This window comes from Mongoliitalea lutea (genome assembly GCF_014652135.1).
Classification (GTDB): domain Bacteria; phylum Bacteroidota; class Bacteroidia; order Cytophagales; family Cyclobacteriaceae; genus Mongoliitalea; species Mongoliitalea lutea.
The window spans coordinates 61,376-81,322 of the sequence record NZ_BMYF01000023.1 but is presented as its reverse complement, the minus strand read 5'-3'; the positions used below and the strand labels follow the sequence as shown (position 1 = coordinate 81,322).

20 protein-coding genes are annotated in these 19,947 nt (G+C 39.5%); 10 read left to right on the top strand and 10 right to left on the bottom strand.

Annotated features, from left to right (window positions below):
- Positions 1 to 6: 6 nt before the first annotated feature.
- Positions 7 to 819 carry a GLPGLI family protein gene (locus IE080_RS16510; RefSeq protein WP_189585231.1) on the bottom strand — a complete coding sequence of 271 codons (813 nt, stop codon included), beginning with the start codon at positions 817 to 819 and terminating at the stop codon, positions 7 to 9.
- Between the two features lie 59 nt (positions 820 to 878).
- Positions 879 to 1,073 (bottom strand): hypothetical protein, encoded by a 195-nt coding sequence (locus tag IE080_RS16505; RefSeq protein ID WP_189585228.1) that lies wholly within the window; start codon positions 1,071 to 1,073, stop codon positions 879 to 881.
- Between the two features lie 254 nt (positions 1,074 to 1,327).
- Here IE080_RS16505 and IE080_RS16500 point away from each other — a divergent pair, with 254 nt between their 5' ends.
- The 4 genes from IE080_RS16500 to IE080_RS16485 all read left to right on the top strand — a co-directional run bounded on the left by IE080_RS16500 (position 1,328) and on the right by IE080_RS16485 (position 3,942).
- Positions 1,328 to 2,251 (top strand): universal stress protein, encoded by a 924-nt coding sequence (locus tag IE080_RS16500; protein WP_189585225.1) that lies wholly within the window; start codon positions 1,328 to 1,330, stop codon positions 2,249 to 2,251.
- A 267-nt stretch (positions 2,252 to 2,518) separates the two neighbouring features.
- Positions 2,519 to 3,067, top strand: a complete 549-nt coding sequence (locus IE080_RS16495) for an RNA polymerase sigma factor (protein WP_189585222.1) — start codon at positions 2,519 to 2,521, stop codon at positions 3,065 to 3,067.
- A gap of 35 nt (positions 3,068 to 3,102) precedes the next feature.
- Positions 3,103 to 3,477 carry a hypothetical protein gene (locus IE080_RS16490; protein ID WP_189585219.1) on the top strand — a complete coding sequence of 125 codons (375 nt, stop codon included), beginning with the start codon at positions 3,103 to 3,105 and terminating at the stop codon, positions 3,475 to 3,477.
- A gap of 12 nt (positions 3,478 to 3,489) precedes the next feature.
- Positions 3,490 to 3,942, top strand: coding sequence for a Spy/CpxP family protein refolding chaperone (locus IE080_RS16485; protein WP_189585216.1), 453 nt, complete (start codon positions 3,490 to 3,492; stop codon positions 3,940 to 3,942).
- A 124-nt stretch (positions 3,943 to 4,066) separates the two neighbouring features.
- On the opposite strand, the gene IE080_RS16480 is transcribed toward IE080_RS16485, so the two are convergent.
- Both IE080_RS16480 and IE080_RS16475 read right to left on the bottom strand, forming a co-directional pair.
- Entirely contained in the window at positions 4,067 to 5,065 is a 999-nt protein-coding gene (locus IE080_RS16480; RefSeq protein ID WP_189585213.1) for a zinc-binding dehydrogenase, read from the bottom strand.
- 1,687 nt (positions 5,066 to 6,752) lie between these two features.
- On the bottom strand, positions 6,753 to 6,974 hold the full coding sequence (locus IE080_RS16475; protein WP_189585210.1) for a hypothetical protein: 222 nt from the start codon (positions 6,972 to 6,974) through the stop codon (positions 6,753 to 6,755).
- Positions 6,975 to 7,524: 550 nt separating this feature from the next.
- Between IE080_RS16475 and IE080_RS16470 the strand changes: the two genes are divergently transcribed.
- The 6 genes from IE080_RS16470 (at position 7,525) to IE080_RS16445 (ending at position 11,529) form a co-directional block, all read left to right on the top strand.
- Positions 7,525 to 8,076 (top strand): hypothetical protein, encoded by a 552-nt coding sequence (locus tag IE080_RS16470; protein WP_189585207.1) that lies wholly within the window; start codon positions 7,525 to 7,527, stop codon positions 8,074 to 8,076.
- An 11-nt stretch (positions 8,077 to 8,087) separates the two neighbouring features.
- Positions 8,088 to 8,504 (top strand): hypothetical protein, encoded by a 417-nt coding sequence (locus IE080_RS16465; protein ID WP_189585203.1) that lies wholly within the window; start codon positions 8,088 to 8,090, stop codon positions 8,502 to 8,504.
- Positions 8,505 to 8,513: 9 nt separating this feature from the next.
- Positions 8,514 to 8,933, top strand: a complete 420-nt coding sequence (locus tag IE080_RS16460; RefSeq protein ID WP_189585200.1) for a PH domain-containing protein — start codon at positions 8,514 to 8,516, stop codon at positions 8,931 to 8,933.
- Positions 8,934 to 9,032: 99 nt separating this feature from the next.
- Positions 9,033 to 10,172 (top strand): hypothetical protein, encoded by a 1,140-nt coding sequence (locus IE080_RS16455; protein ID WP_189585197.1) that lies wholly within the window; start codon positions 9,033 to 9,035, stop codon positions 10,170 to 10,172.
- A 60-nt stretch (positions 10,173 to 10,232) separates the two neighbouring features.
- Entirely contained in the window at positions 10,233 to 10,535 is a 303-nt protein-coding gene (locus IE080_RS16450; RefSeq protein ID WP_189585194.1) for a hypothetical protein, read from the top strand.
- 4 nt (positions 10,536 to 10,539) lie between these two features.
- Positions 10,540 to 11,529, top strand: coding sequence for a hypothetical protein (locus IE080_RS16445; RefSeq protein WP_189585191.1), 990 nt, complete (start codon positions 10,540 to 10,542; stop codon positions 11,527 to 11,529).
- A 656-nt stretch (positions 11,530 to 12,185) separates the two neighbouring features.
- Here the strand turns inward: IE080_RS16445 and IE080_RS16440 are convergent.
- The 6 genes from IE080_RS16440 to IE080_RS16415 form a co-directional block, all read right to left on the bottom strand.
- On the bottom strand, positions 12,186 to 13,259 hold the full coding sequence (locus tag IE080_RS16440) for a hypothetical protein (protein WP_189585188.1): 1,074 nt from the start codon (positions 13,257 to 13,259) through the stop codon (positions 12,186 to 12,188).
- 214 nt (positions 13,260 to 13,473) lie between these two features.
- On the bottom strand, positions 13,474 to 16,155 hold the full coding sequence (locus IE080_RS16435; protein WP_189585185.1) for an AAA family ATPase: 2,682 nt from the start codon (positions 16,153 to 16,155) through the stop codon (positions 13,474 to 13,476).
- A 3-nt stretch (positions 16,156 to 16,158) separates the two neighbouring features.
- Complete coding sequence (locus IE080_RS16430) at positions 16,159 to 17,337, bottom strand: metallophosphoesterase family protein (RefSeq protein WP_189585182.1); 1,179 nt, start codon at positions 17,335 to 17,337, stop codon at positions 16,159 to 16,161.
- A gap of 27 nt (positions 17,338 to 17,364) precedes the next feature.
- On the bottom strand, positions 17,365 to 18,063 hold the full coding sequence (locus IE080_RS16425; RefSeq protein WP_189585179.1) for a hypothetical protein: 699 nt from the start codon (positions 18,061 to 18,063) through the stop codon (positions 17,365 to 17,367).
- A gap of 1 nt (position 18,064) precedes the next feature.
- Positions 18,065 to 19,108 (bottom strand): nucleotidyl transferase AbiEii/AbiGii toxin family protein, encoded by a 1,044-nt coding sequence (locus IE080_RS16420; RefSeq protein ID WP_189585176.1) that lies wholly within the window; start codon positions 19,106 to 19,108, stop codon positions 18,065 to 18,067.
- Positions 19,095 to 19,706, bottom strand: coding sequence for a DUF6088 family protein (locus IE080_RS16415; protein ID WP_189585174.1), 612 nt, complete (start codon positions 19,704 to 19,706; stop codon positions 19,095 to 19,097). The genes IE080_RS16420 and IE080_RS16415 overlap by 14 nt, the downstream gene beginning before the upstream one ends.
- Positions 19,707 to 19,947: the final 241 nt, after the last annotated feature.

Here is a 19,947-nt window from a genome sequence, read left to right as displayed (position 1 = left end):
TACCTACTAGTGAAATACTTCTAACTCCAATGGATTATTTTTCCTTTCAAATCTTTTTTGAACTTCTTTTGCTTGATTTGGATCAACTACAGTAATCCCTCCACTTGCTAACCTTTCGAGGACATTAGCATTGTATTCGTATTCTAATTGAAAGAATTTCCGCTTGGTAACTTTTATTGGACTTGGACTCACGGTATGTTCTAAACTTTTATTCATTTTAGAAATACCGACCATTTTAAAGTTATAGTGATTTTTGGTATCGCTGATCTTTACAATCAGTCCTGGTAAATTCCCAAAAACGTAAGGCCCATCATTTATAGGTATATCAACTGAAAACCACGCAACAAAAGTTCTTCCAGCATAGGTAGTCATTGCCTTTTGAACCTTAAACCCTTCATAATCGTCGTATTCATTCAATATATCCCAACTTTCTTCACTTAATTTCCCCTCAAAGAAAAAATTGTCAGGAATAATCCTATCATAATACTTATAAGATTTTGATTCCCAATCTTTAACAATAGTATATTTCATTTTTGGTTTTTGAATTTGATTTACTTGACCTAAAATCAATGTAGGATTAGGATTTGGGTTTTGTTTTGAAACTTCTAGTATAGAGTCTCTCTGTTCTTGAAAGTAATTTCGAAACTTAGAATATTTTTTTCCTACATATAAAACCATCAAATCTGTAGAAACCACATTTAAAGCGGTAGAATCTGAAATGAAATCTACTTCATAATAAATCACGTGAGATGATAGCTTTTCATCTTGCTGAAATTCCATTTTAAAAAAAAGGCAGAATAAAATAAATATAGCATTCATAACTTATTGTTTAAACTTTTGAAAATAAGGGGTAATTAAATTACCCCTTAATGCAAATTCTAAGGACAAATTACTTCATCCGCTTCAATCGCTCCTTCGATAATTTCCCAAATATCATCACCACAAACTATTGTCTGAATTTGACAAGATGTGGTTACAGGGACACAAGATGGTTCTTCAACAATTTGACTCGCATAAGTAAATGTTGCCCCAATAAGAGCAAAGCATGCCACGAATAATACTTTCTTAATCATAATAAAATTTTGTTTTGGTTATTGATTTATGAAAAAATTAACGGCCATTAATTTTATTGCCACAAGAAAGAAAGAAAGAAAGAAAGAAAGAAAGAAACAAGTATTTAGGTGACTTTTTTTATTGTTAGTTTTTTAAGCAGTATATTTCGTTTGATAATTCAGATTTTAACTCCCAAAAACAAAATATTATTTGCCCTTCTATCCTAAGTCCTCAATTAATTCAATATTTTTGCATGGTCATATCGTTGTAAGCCATGTACCAAATCAAAAAGCTAATCGTTTGCTTGGACAATAGCACCTTGGATGAAACCTTGGTACGCTTTGCTTCCTTTATTTCGAAAGCCAATCAGACCAAAAAAATCTACTTCACTAATGTCATTCGGAACCTGCATATCCCGAAAGAAGTACTGGAAGAATTCCCCAACCTGATCGATAACATGGTGGAGGAAAAGAAGACCCACATGAAAGAGGTGGTAGATAAATTCTTTGGCGACCATGAAGGTATAGAGTTCTCTTTTGTAGTGAAAGAAGGACAGCTTTCCAAAAAAATCCTCAAACTTGCCCACGAGAAATCTGCAGATATGATTATTGTTGGGAGAAAGGTCAATCTTCCTGGCACTGGGGTCATTTCCCAACGACTTGCACGAAGAGCTTCCTGTTCTTTATTAATTGTACCGGAAGGTTCATCTCCTAAAATGGAACGCTTGCTGGTACCAAGTGATTTTTCTGACTACTCTAAAGATGCTATGGAAGAAGCCATTCTTATCGTCGAGAAATATGGTGGTCAGGCTGAAATTGTTTGCCAAAACGTATTTACCATTCCATCGGGTTATCATTTTACAGGCAAGAGCTACGATGAATTTACTTCTATCATGCAAATGCATGCGGAAATCAACTTCAAAAAGTTTATCCGCAAGATAGACACCAAAGGAATAGAAATTCAGCCGGTTTATACCCAAGATGAGGATGATGACCCGGTAGAAGACATTTTGGCCAAAGCCAAAGAAATCAACGCAGATTCTATCGTAATAGGTGCCAAAGGCAGAACAGCCGCTACTGCCCTATTTATTGGAAGTATGGCAGAGCGCTTGATCCAATTAAATGACCAATTCCCGCTCCTGGTAACCCGTCCTAAAGGAAAAAATGCTGGGATTCTTGATTACATTTTGGAAATTTAAACGTAAGATTATTAATCCTTTACCAAACCTGATTGTCTTATTTTTACAGGCAATCAGGTTTTTTTTTGTTCCAAAAGCTCATGTGTAACTTTCAACCATATTTCTAATTATCCTTACTTTAGTTCCATCTTTTCAAGCATAAAAATCGCTCTATGAATACAATATCTTACTATCAACCAATATCTCCACCCATCTATTTCTAATTATTTCTACCTTAATTCCCATCAATCATTAAACTTTTCTAACTTCCAAAAGTCAAACGTCAGAATGTTGTCCTTAACTGATTTAGAACTTTTAGAACTGATTCAAAACCCATCCACCAAGGAGAAAGGGTTTCGGTTGCTTATTGAAACCTATCAACGGAGAGTGTATGGCATTGTGCGGAAAATGGTTTTGATTCATGAAGACGCGGATGATATCACCCAAAACACCTTTATCAAAGCATTTCGAAACATTCATAAATTCCAACAAAACTCCAGTTTATTTACTTGGTTGTTCCGAATTGCCACCAATGAAAGCTTGACTTTTTTAGAAAATAAAAAAAAACGTTTCTTCTTTCCTGTTGAGGATTATCAGGAGGTCTTGGAAAACTATTTAGATCAATCTTTTACACTTACTGAAGATGAGATCAGCCTCAAACTCCAAAAAGCACTCCTCAAAATCCCTGAAAAACAACGCTTAGTCTTCAACTTGAAGTATTATGAGGACTTGAGTTATGAAGAAATTTCTAAAATTACAGATACTTCCATAGGGGCTTTGAAGGCATCTTATCACCATGCGGTAAAAAAAATTGAATCAATTCTAACCAATGAATAAACCTAAAGGAATTTTACCAGTCTAACCGTCGAAATATGTTACCAAAACATCCATATACCAATTTCAATCAAGCCCCAAAAGGCTACTTTGAGAGCTTGCCTGACAAAATCATACAGAGACGCAGAGCATCAACTAAAAAAATGCGACAGATATGGCTAGCAGCAAGTCTTAGTGCAGCCATGGTGCTCCTAGGTGTATTCTTCTGGAATCAAGACGAAATCCCATACGATAATTTCGACAATAATTTATCCACCGAAATCAACTTCTACATTAACTCTGATTATTGGCAAGCAGAAGACATCTTGAATTTAAGCGATAATCCAAACCAACTATTAGACGACTTGATAGCAAGTGAATGGGATTTCTTTGATGACTACGAAGATGATGAATTTGATGAATTTTGGTTTTAATTAAAAGTTGCTATGAAAATCACCCAATATTTATTCATTATAGGAATGCTTTTCCTTATAAGCATTGATGCTTTTGCCCAAAGACAGGAGCAAAGAGGGTACGATAGAGAAAAGCTGGAGTCTGCAAGGATTGCATTTATCACTAACAGATTAGAATTGAAACCAGATCAGGCAGAGAAATTTTGGCCGTTATTTAACCAATATAACGAGCAACGATCAGCAATCATGGAAACTTTGGTGGGGTTAAATAGAATCTCTGCAGCTAATATATCGGAGGTAGAAGCAAAGGAAATCATACAAAAAAGACTAGCCAATCAGCAGAAAATGCTCGACTTGGAAGCAGCATTTATGGAATCCATTATAAAAGTCATTACACCTAAGCAAGCTGTTCAGCTCAGTGGCGTAAATAGGGAATTCACTAGACAAATATATCGCAATCAACAAGGCGGGGGTAGGAGAAATTAAATGAATGATTATGGATGTTTACCTAAAACTACACTATCCCGTAATCCTTTAATCAAAGTGACACATGATACTGTATTGCAACAAATACCATGTGTTGATGAAGTCACTTTCCTTCTATTTTTATTTAACTTTTCAATACAATCTTCCCCATCTGACTACCCGCTTTCATTCGATCAAAAGCCTTTACAGCTTCATCCAAGGAGAAAACTTGGTCAATTACCGGCTTGATTTGGTGCTGATTGACAAATGCGAGCATAGCTTCAAAATCTTGGTCGGACCCCATGGTAGAACCAATGATCTGTAGTTGATTCCAAAATACTTTTCGAGCATCAAAACCTGTTGGATTTCCTTTGGTGGCTCCATAAAAAACTATTCTGGCTCCTGGATTAGCTACTTTAATCAAATTATTGAACGTATCTCCCACAGCTGAATCAATGATCAAGTCAAAACCTCCGCAAAGTCCTACTGCTTCCTTCACCCAAGTTTCATTCGTGTAATCAAAGGCAGCTTTTACTCCTAAAGCAAGTGCTTTTTGACGTTTTTCTTCACTGCTACTGCTGACATATACTTCTGCACCTGCTGCTAAGGCAAACTGTACAGCAAACTGAGCAACGCCTCCTCCAAAACCAGTCACTAATACCTTTTCATCTTTTTGGAGCCTTCCTTGAACCATCAAGGCACGATACGCAGTCAACCCACCTAAAGGCAAAGCTGCTGCCTCTTCCCAAGACATGTGAGCTGGTTTAGCTTGAAGCCTATCTGCTTTTATGCCTATATATTCTGCCAGCGTGCCATTATCAGGCATCCCTAAAATTTTATATTCTTTTACTTGTACACGTTCATCCGAGCCCCAGTTCAAAGAAGGGTTGATGATGACTTCTTTCTCTAGCCAGGAAGCATCCAGTCCTTCACCCAAGGCTACCACTAGACCTGCTCCATCCGAACCTAAAATTACCCCATCTTTCAAATTGGGATACAATCCCTGCCTGCACCACTCATCCCGATGATTGAGCGCTCCAGCCTTCACCTGCACCAACACCTCCCCAACACCCACCTTCGGCTTTTCTACTTCCTTAATTTCTAATTGATTGGTTACACTTCTGTTTAAAACAACTGCTTTCATGGTATATTTTGGATTTATTGGAATTAACAGGGAATTGATCGATTTAGTTTGGGTGGTTCTCGCGGATAAAGCGGATTGAACGGATTTAGCGCAGATATTTAACTGGATATTGGTGGATATTGATGGATATTGGGGTATTGATAGATTTTTGTGGGTAGTGGGAGGAAATATGCTATGCGAAATAAAGTAGAAATAAGGTTGAAATAATTTTTGAGGATATTGGTGGATATTGGGGTTTGGAGAGATTTTTGGGGATGATGTTTTTTAGACACAGATTGTGAGGGATTGGCACAGATTGACACAGAAAGGTGGCTGCCACCACTGGATAACCTTTTGTGGACCACTTTCATCTTTCATGGAAATCAAAAATGCTCAAACATTGGAATTGGAGAACTCATATCAGACTCCGACAGGAGTCAACTACCGAAGGTTATTAGCCCCGAGTCACCACTCGGGGTTTATGTGAATAGATTTATTTTGATTCTCCCAACTCCGGTAGGAGTTGAATTATTGGGTTGATATTTTTTTGACACAGATTTTGAGGGATTGGCACGGATTGACACAGATGGGTGAGGTGCACCATTGTTTTTGGGCAATAGATCTTTTAACTACCATTACTCCCTCCTATTTCGACTCCTACCGGAGTCGGGAATTATGGATGGCCTGTCCTTTTTCTACCCCGAGTTGCTACTCGGGGCTAATACCCTGCGGGATTGAACTCCTTTTGGAGTTAGGTATGGATACCTGCTTCTCGAAATTTGCAATTTCGGGAAACAGATAAATGGAGATTTTCAATCTCCTTGGGTGAACCGTCTTATCAGGCCAAATAATCCCTAAGTTTTAAAAAGATTACCCTGGAGGATTACAAGTAGCCCTAATCGGATATTTAAAATCATTAATTGAAATAACAACCATCCAAACTTTTAAAAATCATGTTCGTTACATTTGGCATCGTCCCAAAAGTAACCAAAAAGTCTAGTCAGAAAAATCCTTCCGCCCACAAGGCCACTGCCGGCCCGGTTTTCTGACTTCCTCCCCGCTGCGTCTTCCGCTAATGATAGGACTAGAAAAGTAGATACTCCTAGCGGATATCATTGATAATTCTATAGATTTCCCCTAATTCCCTCTAAACACCCTCTATCTGTGCCTGCTGTGGACATGAAAACATTCTGCAATTGCTATCCAAATACCCCTCCGATTAAGACCTCAGGGCTAACGCCCCTCTCCTCGGAAATCGTAAATCAATACTACGAAGATCGCAGGGCTAACGCCCCTTTTGAGTCCAAACCAATTATTTCAATTTTATTTCGCGAAGCATTATTTCTACTTATTTCCACATTATTTCATTTAACTATCCCAAAAAATCTACTGTTAACCCAACAAATCAATCCTTACCAATCCCGGAGCCTGCGACCAAATTTTATAAATCTATCCATCCTTTAATGTCAGCTACTAAGGAAATCTTCTAATTCACCCCTCCGTGAAATCTGTGCCTTCTGTGGACAACCTCACCAAATAGTACTGCCCCTACAGGGCAGATGAGAGGTGCCTTGGTCCATCAATCCATGGGTTGGGAAACCCATGGTTACTATTGTGCTGACCCTCGTGGGTCAGGTCCTAAATATCGATTTTATTATATTCTAAAAGCCCAACTTTCTGTGCCAATCTGAGAAATCTGTGGACATCCTTACGGGAGCCATGCGACCATTATTTCCATATTCATTTTCAGCGTCTTCCGTGGGTTCTGCGAGAACTCCCCCTTTCGTGTAATTCGTGCCATTCGTGGACAACCTCCCCAAGTAGTACTGTCCCTATAGGGCAGTTGAGAGGTGATTTTGCCCATCAATCCATGGGTTGGGAAACCCATGGTTACTATTGTGCTGACCCTATCGGGCCAGGTCCTTAACATCGATTTCAATGTGTTCTAAAAGTCCTACTTTCTGTGCCAATCTGAGAAATCTGTGGACAGCCTCAGGGGAGCCATGGGAGCAAATTTTCCCAAAAAATTTCAGCGCCTTCTGTGGTTTCTGCGAGAACTCTCCCTTTCGTGTAATTGGTGCCATTAGTGGACAGCCTCCTCAAGTAGTACTGCCCCTATAGGGCAGTTGAGAGGTGATTTTGCCCATCAATCCATGGGTTTGGAAACCCATGGTTACTATTGTGCTGACCCTATCGGGCCAGGTCCTCAACATCGATTTCAATGTGTTCTAAAAGTCCTACTTTCTGTGTCAATCTGTGAAATCTGTGGACAGCCTCAGGGGAGCCATGCGACCGAATTTTCAAAAAACTTTCATCGTCTTCCGTGGTTTCTGTGAGAACCTATCTTTCGTGTAATTCGTGCCATTAGTGGACAGCCTTCATTTCCTTGGCTTCTGTGGTTTCTGCGAGAGCAACTTTCTAAGCTTGCATTTTTGAACATCACACTTATAGCCATGGTATTTTTGTGAAAAAATTAGACCATGAAAATACTTGAATTTATTTATGATTTAACCGGTTCAATATTCATTACCTGGTTGATAAGTTTGGTGCTAATCTGCCTAGTCTTCTATCTCATAAAAAGGTTGACTACTGGCATCTATGATTTTTTCGCTTACGAACTAAGCATTAAAGATGCTGAATCACTTAATGTTACAAAAATACAATTTATCCGGGAAATTGTGGATTGGTGCGTTGAAAATTTGGGATTGGCATCCAACTCGAATCATCCACCTTCTGTCGAGTTGATGTATTACAAGCACTCCAAGCTTAGTGGTGTTTATTATACCAATGGCAAACGAATTATTGTTTACTGGGGCAGTCATCAGAACTTACTGGACATCATCGACACCACCATCCATGAGTACCAACATTACCTGGATTTGAAAAACATGAAAGATGTGAAAGCCTATGACAAAGAAAGTGAAGATGTGGGGTACTTTGAAAATTACTATGAGGTGCGCGCAAGAAAAGTAGCCGCCAAACATAGAGTTGCTTGCTTCAAATACCTTAAAAAACAACAAATCATCCTTTAAAAATACCCTCCATGAAACTTACCTATGACCTAATCCCTTTGTTCCCCCTGTTGAAACATGAGGACTTTCAACAAGCTACCCATATCTATATTTCCACTTATGAAATTGATATGGAGTTCATTCATGAGTTTCTTTCGGATCTTCCACAAGGAGTTCAACTAGTCATTCAAATGGAAATCTGGAATCCTGAGATCGAAACTTCCCTATTAAACAAGGTAGGTGGAAGTTCTGAGAAATTGTTCTTATTCCATAAACCTCTTCATTCCCATTCCAAACAAATTCTTATAGCTACTCCTGAATTTAAACTCAGCCTAATCACTACTAGCAACCTGACCATGTTTGGGATGCAGGATGAGTTTCAAAGCCATGAACTGTATACGAATGAAGAAACCTTCGAAAATCTCCGAAGAGTATTGGTGAACAATTGAAAGCAAAAAATGAATAACCCACCTATTCTAAAACCGTCTCAGTGGATCAACTTTGGGTACATCCTATTTGGACTCATTGGGTCTCCTTTGGTCATTCCTTTCCTAATTATGGTCTATAAAATTCTAGATGTGTATTTCTGGAGATTTGAGGTTTATGGGGAATATGTAATCGAACGAAGAGGAGTATTCACCGTCAATCGACGAGAACTCTACTACTTCCGGGTCAAGGCTATTCAGCACAATGCACCCTTCCTCTATAGAATTGTAGGTATTTCTAATGTAAACGTGATATCCTCAGACCCCTATTCCAATCACTTTGAATTTAAAGCCATCCGCCAGGGGCTGGAATTTTCCAATGCATTGCGCAAGTTAGTTCAACATGGAAGGAAAAAGAATAAAATCAGAGAATTGGATTTCTATAACCTCTAGACAATTTACCAACAGGGTCCTACTTGATTTTGCAAGCTTAGAATTCTCCAAAATACAGGTAGGACAGCAGTAATTTTGCAGCATTAAACAGCCACAGACATGGAAAAAATCACACAACTGCAGTTTGAAAAATCCTTCTTTAATATTGGGGCAGGAAAGGATATCAATCCACTTCTTCGCTTTGGACACATGACAGATACTTTTATTTATACCAATCTTTACCTTTCGAAAGAAGAAATTGAAACCTGGTATGGTGAGCAATTCTTTCTTCACTATGACTTTAAACTGGTCGAAAAAAAAGTTATTAAGTCCCATGGGAATCAATACTTTGAAACATCATTAGGAAGTCATGGTTACGTGAGACCGGTACATCCTTTTGACACGGAGGACTTTTTACGAGAGTATAAAAACGTTTTTTACAAAAGCAGTAAAGAAGCCAATTGGTTAGTGTACTACGAGGTTATTTTTCGACCATTGAATAAGCACTTGAAACTGTACATCTATCATGGAGAGGGTTTGGCAACTTATTTAGCCTTGAGTAAGAGCGGTCAAATCGCACCAAAAGTATTGGCTACCATTCAAACAGGTTTTCTAGAGTTTCCCGAAAGGCATTTGGACACGTTCTTTGCTAAGCACGCTCAACCATTGATTTGGATTAGAGGCTTTGAAGGAGACCATATGATTGGAAAGAACTGGACCAAGCAGTTGGATAAATCAGGACTGTACAAGGTGGTAGGCATGAATTTCAACCACTATTGGGATGTAGGAAATTATGGTCATGCCCGTAAGAATATCCGATACTGCAAAGCCTTCATCACCAATCAAACCGCGGAGATGCTCAATAACCGTTCATTTGTCCATACAGGTTTGCACCCCAAAGACAGTTTGAATACGCAATTCTTAGGATTACCCGACCAAAGGAGTAAAAACTCCTTGTATGTGATCTCTAAAAGAACTAAACATACCCTTCTGAAAGATGCTCAGATTTGGTATTGGGAAGATATTTCCCCCGTATCAGATGTCTTCTTTCCAGTAACAGCTGCAGTAGCCAAAGAACAGTTGAGCAGCCTTTCAAAAAAGCTTGAAGCAAAAGGAATATCCCTAGAAACAACTATCCACCTCACTCCTTCCTGTTTAGAGTCAGAAGGAAGCATCTATTTCCAAGAGCTCCAATCTATCCCTAACCCAACGGTCACCTATGCTCCTTACCCGCTTGACTTTTGGGATTTGCAAGCTTAGAATTTCCAAAACAGTATTTTATATACCAGTACCTTTGTTCCATACAAATCAGATAAAACTATGTCCACACTTAGACTTCAATTCAAAGCTCCTAAAAGCACTGTTCCTGCTCGGATAAACCAAGTGTCTATCTCCGATTTCGAACATACAGGTTTTCTTATGCTTCGATTCTCCTTTCAACAGGAATCCTTTGAGTTTAAAGTCCCCTATATCAGGCCTTATAAGAAAAAGCCTTTGCTTTCCAACACTGTTAACATCAATGGGGGAACTTTGAAAAATCAAGCTTTTGAGGACTTTCAAATGAAAACCACTCATAACTATACCCAAGAAGTGAAAATCGAATGCAACTATACTATCCTTTAAGACCATGCAAGAACTTACCGAAAACTACTTGAACAACGTTCAGATTACTGCTTACCTTTCTCCACATCCATTAGATGAGGATTCCCATATGGAAGAAGAATTTATCGATTGGCTTCCTGGATATGTCAAAGGAGAGTCTGAGGAAGGGGAACCATCTTACATGCGCGATGAAAATATCGAATTGTATGAACGTATAGAACAATTAACCGAAGATATTTTTAGGAAAGCCTTGTTGCGAATGGGACCACTTCTGGAAGGATATCTCTTCAAGAACATTCAAATTTTTATAGACTATCAAAACTTTTCAGACGCAGGTTCAGCTCTTGCTGGTTATAATCATGCTGATTCTAATCCAGGCAAAGGCATATATGTTTTTCATGTAAATCAACGCTTACTAAATAGATATCTTCACTTTTTGGAGGGAAATCTAGAGGCTATTCCCGACATGAATCTATGGGAGCATGAGATCATTCATTTGTTGGACCATTGGGAGTTGGTAAAGGCTTCGGCTTTTAGATCTTCAGACCTAGCCCATAATAACCTCATTCATTATTTAATCAAATACCGTAAAGAGGGTACTGCCAATTTCCTTGACCTATTGGATGGAAAACTAGATGGAATTCAATCCAGGGAAGAGGCAAAATCCTTGATGAAAGAAAAGTATGAATTGGCTAAAAATAGTTTGGCTGGTACTGACAAGACTTCGGATGAACAACGAACCTTGCTTTACGCAGGCTATAATTTTTATGCAATTGGCCCTTGGATCATGCTGGATATGATTGATGAGTATCTATTGGTTGCAGAAAATGAAGAAGATGCTTCCAGCATTGAGTACAAAATTCAGCAGGGAATTAGCCTATCGGAGGAGGGAAAATTGAACCTCGTTCGAATTGTCTTGATGTTTGATAATGAGATGTTTCTGGAACGACTTGACTTTCTTGGCAAGCAAGGCGACCAGGTACCCGCAGAATTAATGCCTCCGAGTCTCAACTGATTGATAACCATAAAGGGACATGGAAAACTGTCCCTTTTTATATTTTTAACACAGATAAAGAACTAGATGAACACGGATTTACACAGTTTTTTTGCTGACGCAACATGGGTTTTGCCAGCACTAGCGATTTTTTCTATAAGATTGAACCATTCTTTAGATCTCAGGGCTGACGCCCCTCTGGACACCTTCAATGTCGCTTTTGCTACGAAGAACATAGGGCTAACGCCCTTTTTGGTCATTAGTAAAAATCCACTTTCATTGATAGTCCCAATCACCACCCAATTTGAAAAGATTCTGAATCATAGTTCTTTAAGCAATATCCTAACATCTATTTCTACAATTATTTCCACCTTATTTCGCAAAGCATATTTCATTTCTCCACCCCCAACAATGTCTCCCTCCAACAATATTCAATATCCATCAATATCTCTCCACATTATTTCAATTTTATTTCGCGAAACTTATTTCAACTTTATTTCCTTTCTCTACCCCATCAATCTCTCCCTCAAACAATATCCTAATATCTAATATCCATCAATATCTCTACCATTATTTCAATTTTATTTTCAAAGCATATTTCCTTTCTCTACCCCATCAATCTCTCCCACAAACAATATCCTAATATCCAATATCCATCAATATCTCAGTATCCCAACTCACGAAGCCAACCCACTCCTCCCCAGCCTATTCACCACTTTTACGCGCTTCATAGGCACCACCAAAGCTCCCTCTTTGTATTGAATAGATAGGGCATTAAGGACCTCCGGATAAGCGACAAGACAGCCTTGCAGTTTTTTCCGAATACGACTAACCAAGGGCTCTAGGTGTTTACGGAAGATTCTGGCTTTAATCTGCTCTTTGGCTTGATTGAGCAACATGGTATAGGAACCTTGTTGGACAAAATAGGTGAAGTAAATTGTTAGATACTCCCGTAATATCATATCTTTTTCAAAATCCTTGTAGCTCAACCCTTGTTCGTGTCTCAAGAGTAATATAAACAAGGCCTTCTCTCTCCCATTGGAAATAGGGAGTTCTATGCTGCGATTATCCACCATCAACACCAAGGAAGTATCCTCCTGAATTTCAAGCTGATAATCCAATTTTCCAAAATACTGATGTAGATCAATTGAAAACAACTGTTCCTTGACCGATCGAAGCAAGGAAAAAAGCCGCTGAATGTAATCCATTGCCCCCAATCTATCGGAAGCCTGCAGTGCCATCTTGGACAGGCAGTCCGGACAGATTTGAGCAGCCTGTAGTTTATAGCGAACTTCTTCTTTGAACTCTGTAAAGTCAAACATACAACCTCTGCTGACCTCATGGAAGATATCCTCTGTCAAATCGTTCCCATAGAACTTCATCGCTGTCACCAATGCCATCAAATGATATGCAATCGGATACAAGGTATCCTTGTAACCAAGGTCTTCCCAATTGGAGGTCTGCAAAAAGGCAATCGTAGACGCATCCGGATTGGCAGCACCAAACCAGTTGTATTCATTGGCACCATCAACCAAAAAGATGAAATAATGCTCCCCTATTGGTAGTAAACTGCTACTTTTTTCTTGCTGACCTACTGCAAATAACGCATCCCAGGTCCAGAAGGACTTAGATTCACCTTCGTAGGGCCGGATATGAAACTGCACTTCGGGAGCAAAGAAAGGTTTTAGGTAAACCACCAAACGTTCGGTAAGCTGCATAGAGGCAGCATCTGCGATAAGGTAGATATGCATGGAAGAGAATTAAAGAAACCAAGACTTAACAGATGGAAACACCCCGAAGGGACCTTGACATATCGACCGAATGCCCGCTAATAGAGGATTGAATACCCTCTCTCAAAGAAGTAAAATAAAGGTAGCAAGAGCTTAGAACTACTGCAAAAAAACGCAAAAAAAGACGGTACCTGTGACATGGGTTGTCACAAAAAATCAACCCTTACCTCCTTATTCAATTTAATGACACTTCAAATGCCCCCAAATTACCATACTCTTGTGGGGTGCAACTCAATAAAATTATTTGAAGCCCACGTTCAGCGGCTGAAAAAAGCATGTCGGGTAGTGCTTTTAGGCGCTCCTTGTCAGAATAGGCAAAGGCATCGTCAAATATCATTGGTAAATACCCTCCATAGGCTGGGGCAAGCACTTCCGCCATCGCCAATCGTACGGCAGCAGCCATCTGCTCTTTGGTTCCGCCGCTGAGTTTATCAAAATCAACTGTCCCCAAATCCCGGAATTGATCCCTGTAAATTTCTAATTTACTAAAAGTACCCGATTGGTCGGATTGAATGTTTACGCTAACATTTCTTCCGAAAATGAAACTTAGATAGTGCTGAACTTTTTCAGCAAATGGAGCCGCATAGCTTTGGGTCAACTGTTGCTGTTCTTCGACAAACAATTGATTCAACAGCTTAATCGCTTCTCCTTCTTGCCGAAGGCCTTGCAATTGATTTCTCAAAAGTTCCAATCTTGTAAATGCTGTTTGCTGTTCCAAGTAGGGATTTCTTTCACCTGTCTGATTCAACTTTCCTTTCAGAGTAGCCAAATCCAATTCCAGTTGCCTATATTGGTCAGATAATGTTTTTAATGCCACCTGATTCTGTTTGTCGGAAGTATTGATATGTTCCGGCATCATATCTTCCAATTCCAGCTTAATTCTCTGATATACGGATTCTTGAACTTTCCTCGACTCTTGAACGGTTTCAAATGCATCCAACTCTTCACCACCTTGCTCCAGCAATAAGTTCAGCCTTGGCTTCTTTTCGGCAAGGGTTTCAGTCATCGAAAGGGACTTCTCATGTATTTTATTCTGCTCTGCTTTTACTTCATTCACTCTTTTTTTCAAAGCATCAGTTGCACTGCTTTTTTCCTGAATCTTGACAAGAAGAGCATTTCTTTTCTTTTGAATCTCTTTACCATGATTTTCAAAATCAATTTCATGGAGATTATTTAAATGGGGGGATTGTTCTACTAACGTATTTTTTTGTAAATCTAATTGTGATAATTCCGCTTCTGATTTAACCTTAACTTGTTGCAACTGTTCTTGTCGATCTAACGCACCCAATTTGGCTGACTCATTACTTATTTGCCCGGACAATTCCCTTCTTTTTTGGACGATTTCAAGAGCCTGTGACTTTTTCTGAAGCCCCAAACGGTTCTTGAACTCTTGTAAGGATGCCAGGGTCGCTTGATGCTTTTGCGTAGCACTTTCTAAACTCTCCCCTCCACCCGGCGTGATTTTCAACAAATCTTTTCCATTCAACTGAAAGATTGCCGATTGGGTTAATAACTTTTTCCCCTGTACTTGTTCCCCATTCAAGCCAAGCTGCTCCTGGGAGTTCAAGATTTCTACCTCTGTAGCAATCGCATTCAATACACCTTCTGCAGTTTGAACGTGACTTTCCAAAGTCGTCCAGGTATCCAAATCCTTCTGTTCAATTGGAGGCAATTCCACTAATTTTTCTCTATATGCATATAAACTTGCCTGAATCCCCTTCACTTTGGCCAGATTTTCCGTAATCATGCGGATCTCCTTTCTTTTGGCCAAGATCCTATTCTCTAATTCACAAAAATCTAGTTCTTCTTTTAATGCAACGTCCTCCTTACGGAACTCCACCAATAAGCCTTCCTCCTGCCCAATTGTTGTCTGAAGTTCTTGTATTTGTTGGTCCAATGCCTTAATTGAATCCATCATAGGCTTCAACTCAATCTCTGTATGCTGAATTTCTAATGTTAGTGCTTTGATAGCATCGATCTTTGCTTTCAGTTCATTTTCTTTAGTTTGATAGTTTTCTAAAAGTGTTTTTTCCTTTTTTACACGCTCATCTAATACCTGAATCTCATTTAACTCTTTTTGGATTGACTTACGTTCTTCCTCCAACTCAGTCAATCTTTTTTCAGCGTTAACCAAGCCCTGCTGCTTCTCTGAATACGCTTTCAATTGATCTTCTAATGAGGAGATCTCTTGGGAAATGCTTTTGTAATTTTCCTCTGCCTCAGTACTTGAAGATTCAGCTTTTGAAAGGTTGGACCCAACTTTTGATTTTCCTGTGGACGTAAAAATTTGGTTTAGACGACTAGAAAAAGTTTCTACAACTTTTTGATCTTTAGTCGATGCCATGGCGGCCATTACGCCCAATTCTTGGAGCTGAGCAAACATTTTGGCTTGCTGACTGACGAGAGCAGACACGGGATTATTACCAGCAGATCCTTGCCAAACCCATAAATGTGCCCACTCGCCTTTGGCCTGTGAAGGTGAACCCAGCGGAGCTTGCGTTGCCAGTAATTTTGCCAAAGCCTCTTCCGCAGCTGTGCCCGTAAGCGTCGGTTGACCAGGAGCGGAAAGCGTGCAGGCTTGATTTCTTAAATAGGTTTTCTTTAGTGTGTAAACACATTCTCCTATTTGAAATATAAGCTCCACAGAGGGGCCGTCAGTACTCGTAATCGACTGTAATTCCTTCTGTTCTTTGGTGCTTCCACCATGTTTAAAAAACAATACCGCATGAATAGCTTCAGCAACAGTGCTTTTACCAACCTCATTAGGACCACCTATAAGGTTGAGTTTCTCATGAAAGTCCAGATCCAACGACTGATGCTTCTTAAAATTTCTAAGTTTGACAGACCGAATTAGCATGATTTAAATGGCTTTAGTGGTAAAATACAACTGTTTCAAGGCTTCTCTAGCGATTAGTTCTTGTTCGCCTCCTTGGTTAATTATGGAAATCAGCTTGGCTGCAACTCTTGCAATCAAGGGATCTTTTTCACTCCGTTGGAGACTATCCAATTCCTCAGCGCTGGGATTCAATTGGACTTTGTTTTCCAACTTGAGGCGTAGCAGGCGATTGGTATAGGTGTCTAGCTTTTGCTCTAAGGCTAAATAAGCTTCTAATCCCAAGCTTCCTGTCAAACTCAAGTGAAGCAAGTCGGTTCCTACCCTTGTTCCTAATAAGTCCAGCATGGAAGCATCAAAAACTTCTAAACCTCCATCTCCAGTTAAAGAAATTTCGTGTTTCAGCCATGATACGGTGCCAGTTTTAAGCGGTTTTACAGTGGGTACCTGCCCCCTGTCAACTGTCACGAGCAAGACATTCCCCTGATCATGTCCCGCTCCTTTGGGAAAGCGATCGGGTTCCGGAGTACCGGAATACCAAGATTTAGCATCTATTTGCTTGGTCCCATGCCAGTCTCCCAAGGCAATGTAATCCAACTCATGGTGTGGAAGTTTGCCCAATGTCAACAGATTGGCAGATGTATAACCTACTTCTTCCTCATCCTCAAAAGAAGCGGAACCGAATTCAAACACGGAACCATGGGCCAGTACTATGCGGGCCTTGTTAGGCAATCCTTGATAGATTTCTGTGCCGGAACGCAGCCATTCAGTAAGGTCTGAGTTTACATGACGCCTCAATAGCGGACAAGGTAAAAGGATAACCTCCTCCAATTCCACAGGAACTGCCTCTAATAATAGATGGAGATTCGGGGCAAGGGTAAGTCGTTCTTCTAAAAAATACGATTGATGCCAAACTGTCCCCATAGCTCCATGATCATGATTTCCCGGGATAACATAAACGGGTACTGGTATCTCTCCTATAGCTTTCAAAGTTTGGGACACCCATTTCTTGATGGGAGTAACAGAATCCCAAAGGTCACCTGCTACCACAACAAAAGAAGCCCCATGTTCCTTACATAGCTTGGCTATGTTGGAAATAGCTTCAATTCTGTAAGCTCCTAACTTGCTTCGGTTATCAGCATCTTCTATTCCTGCATAAGGCTTCCCTATCTGCCAGTCTGCGGTATGGATAAAGGTTATTGGCATAGTCCATTCAATTGAAATTAAACAAAGTTAAGTTAAAGGATAAAAACACTTTTGAAAATACAAGCTTGCAGATAATGCGAAACAAATCTTCGCTGTAATTTTTGATGAGACTTCTATCGCCAATGTTTTGGCAGGTACTTTGCGATAAGTTTGACCAAGTAGGTCAACTAATTTTTCTTCAAAAAGTCTTTTAACATCTGCTTCTTTGCCTTTGGAAAAACTTTCGGGTGTACTTAAAAAAGGAATTAATTCATCTTCAATGGACACTAATTCTTCTAAGTTTTGTAAAATCTTTTTCCACCAAGCAAGGTCTTTGCCGATGCCCAATTTGGCAGCTGTAAGCAGCATTGGGTTTTCCAATGTGATTTGGTGCCCTGTGCCGGTAAATAGTTTCTTACGCAACCACTCCACAGGATTGGATAAATCAACACAACCGTGGGTGAAGCAATAGTCGAATAAAAAGCTCAATTCTGTTTTTGGGCGGGTAACATAGAAAACTACTTTTTCCGCTTTGTGCTTACTTTCTGCTTCATAGCGTAGCATCAATTCTTCCTTGATACGCTGCCATTCTTCTTTGTTGGAAGTTTCGGTTTTGAGTATGGTATAGTTTTGCTTTTCAATGCAGGGCAATAAGTAGGCACACTCACCTGATGGGTCTATTATGACCACTCTATTGCGGTGTGCAATGTGTTTTTCTATATCTTTTATGATCCACTGTTCAGTCATTTCAATTAGGAATTGGAAAATGAAGTTCAAACTTCCATTCAACTGCTTGGAGTTGTTTTCTTAATTCTTTTAAATTATTGATCAAGTCTTCAAAACTTTGTTTATTCTCTTCGTAAATCATATCTTCTTTCATTTTGGCGTAATCGGCTTCCCAATCTTTTATGACTTCTTTTGGTGGAATGGGATTAAGCGTTTGTGGATGATGAAGATTGTAATCCACTTCTCCCACTCTTGAAAACTTGTAACGATGGGCTACAATGGTTTCAAAAAGTTCTTTATCGGATATGGCTCTTGCTGCTACACCTGCTTGGGTAAGGTGGTAAATATCGTATACATGACGGCTTAATCGATCTACCCGCATTTTGTCTTGTGGTCGATGAAACTCTTCGTGTAGCAAGAACAGTTTCTCTAATAATGTCCGTTCTGCATTGACCGTAGACACTTCAAAAAGCGGTTCGGCAAAATCTTTTCCTTCATAAAACTCATCTACCAAAGCACCGAACAATCTAACTGTGAATGGTTCTCTTAACGAACGGCAACTTACTTCTATCTGCACCCTTGGTAAGATATATTCGGTATCAGGTTCTATCACATTGGGGTAGTAAATTTCCAATACTCTTGGATCTTGGTCGCTGTCTTTAGCTTCAATTACCACAAAATCTAATTCTGTAAATCCTCTGGCTTCAATTGCCTGCTTTAACTCTTCAAAGAAAGTTCCTGTAGTATAGGCTCCTGCTACTTTTCTTAGTTTACCTATCTGTGTTTTTGAAATTTCGCCTTGGTATCCTTCAAAAAACTCTTTATCAATCGCTAAATCTATATCTTCCGAAAATCGGTTGATGAGTTTCCAAGCTTTGCTGAGAGATGTGCCACCCTTAAATACCAAATGCTCCGCTACCGGCATTTGAAAGATGATTTCCAAGGTGCGGCTTACCCACCAATCTTTTTCCACGGCAAAGGGCTTCATACCTAATTGCGTACCAATCTCAGAAAAGATGGCTGCTTTCTCCTCTTTTTCTATATTGTAAAAATCAATCTTTGCCATCCGTCAATGCTTTTTTCATTATTTTTTGAATCCATACCGGTGCTAAGCCAATATCGTGTTTCAAATCCTTTACGTCTTCCTTTCGGAGTAAATCAAGGATTTTCTGCTCTTCTTCTACTGTCACCTTACCATTACCTATTTCCTTCAAGGCCTGAATAACCAGGCGACTGATTTTGCCTTTTGCCAATAGGTTCTTTGGTGTTGTTTTTTTGAATTTGATGGTACGCTTGCCTACTTTGATTTCTCGTGGCGAGCCATCTGTAAGCAATACAATGTTCATAGGTACTTGCGTACTCAACCCCAAAGCATTCAAGGCATAACTGCCGGTAGGCACTGTACGCATTCGGTCTCTTTTGGCGATGGCTTCTGCTACTTCCTCGGCTGAAGGTGTAAGAGGGCCAATCAATTTGCTGATTTTAGGACGAACATAAATACCGTGAGCTACCCGTATAATTACCTTCTTTTCCTCTAAACGATCCAAAGCTTTTCGAATGGCTTCTGATGAGCCAACAGTTAAATAATCGTCTGGCAAAACCAAAGAACCCTTTGGCTTGCTTTTTATCGATTTTTCTATTTGTTTCTCAATGCTTTGTATCATTTATATCTCTTTTTTTTTGTCACAAATTTAGTAAATATTTGTGACAAGATATCTTCCATCGTTGTAACAAAAAATGGAAAAGTTTGCTACAGCCTTCTATCGCAAAAAAAGGATAGATTTGCGACAAAAATCTGTCACATATATTGTCGAAATTTGTGACAACTTCCTCCACCTAATTCCCCATTCCTAATCCAGTGTAGAAGTTTACACAAGGTCAACAGATTGGCAGAGGTATAGCCTA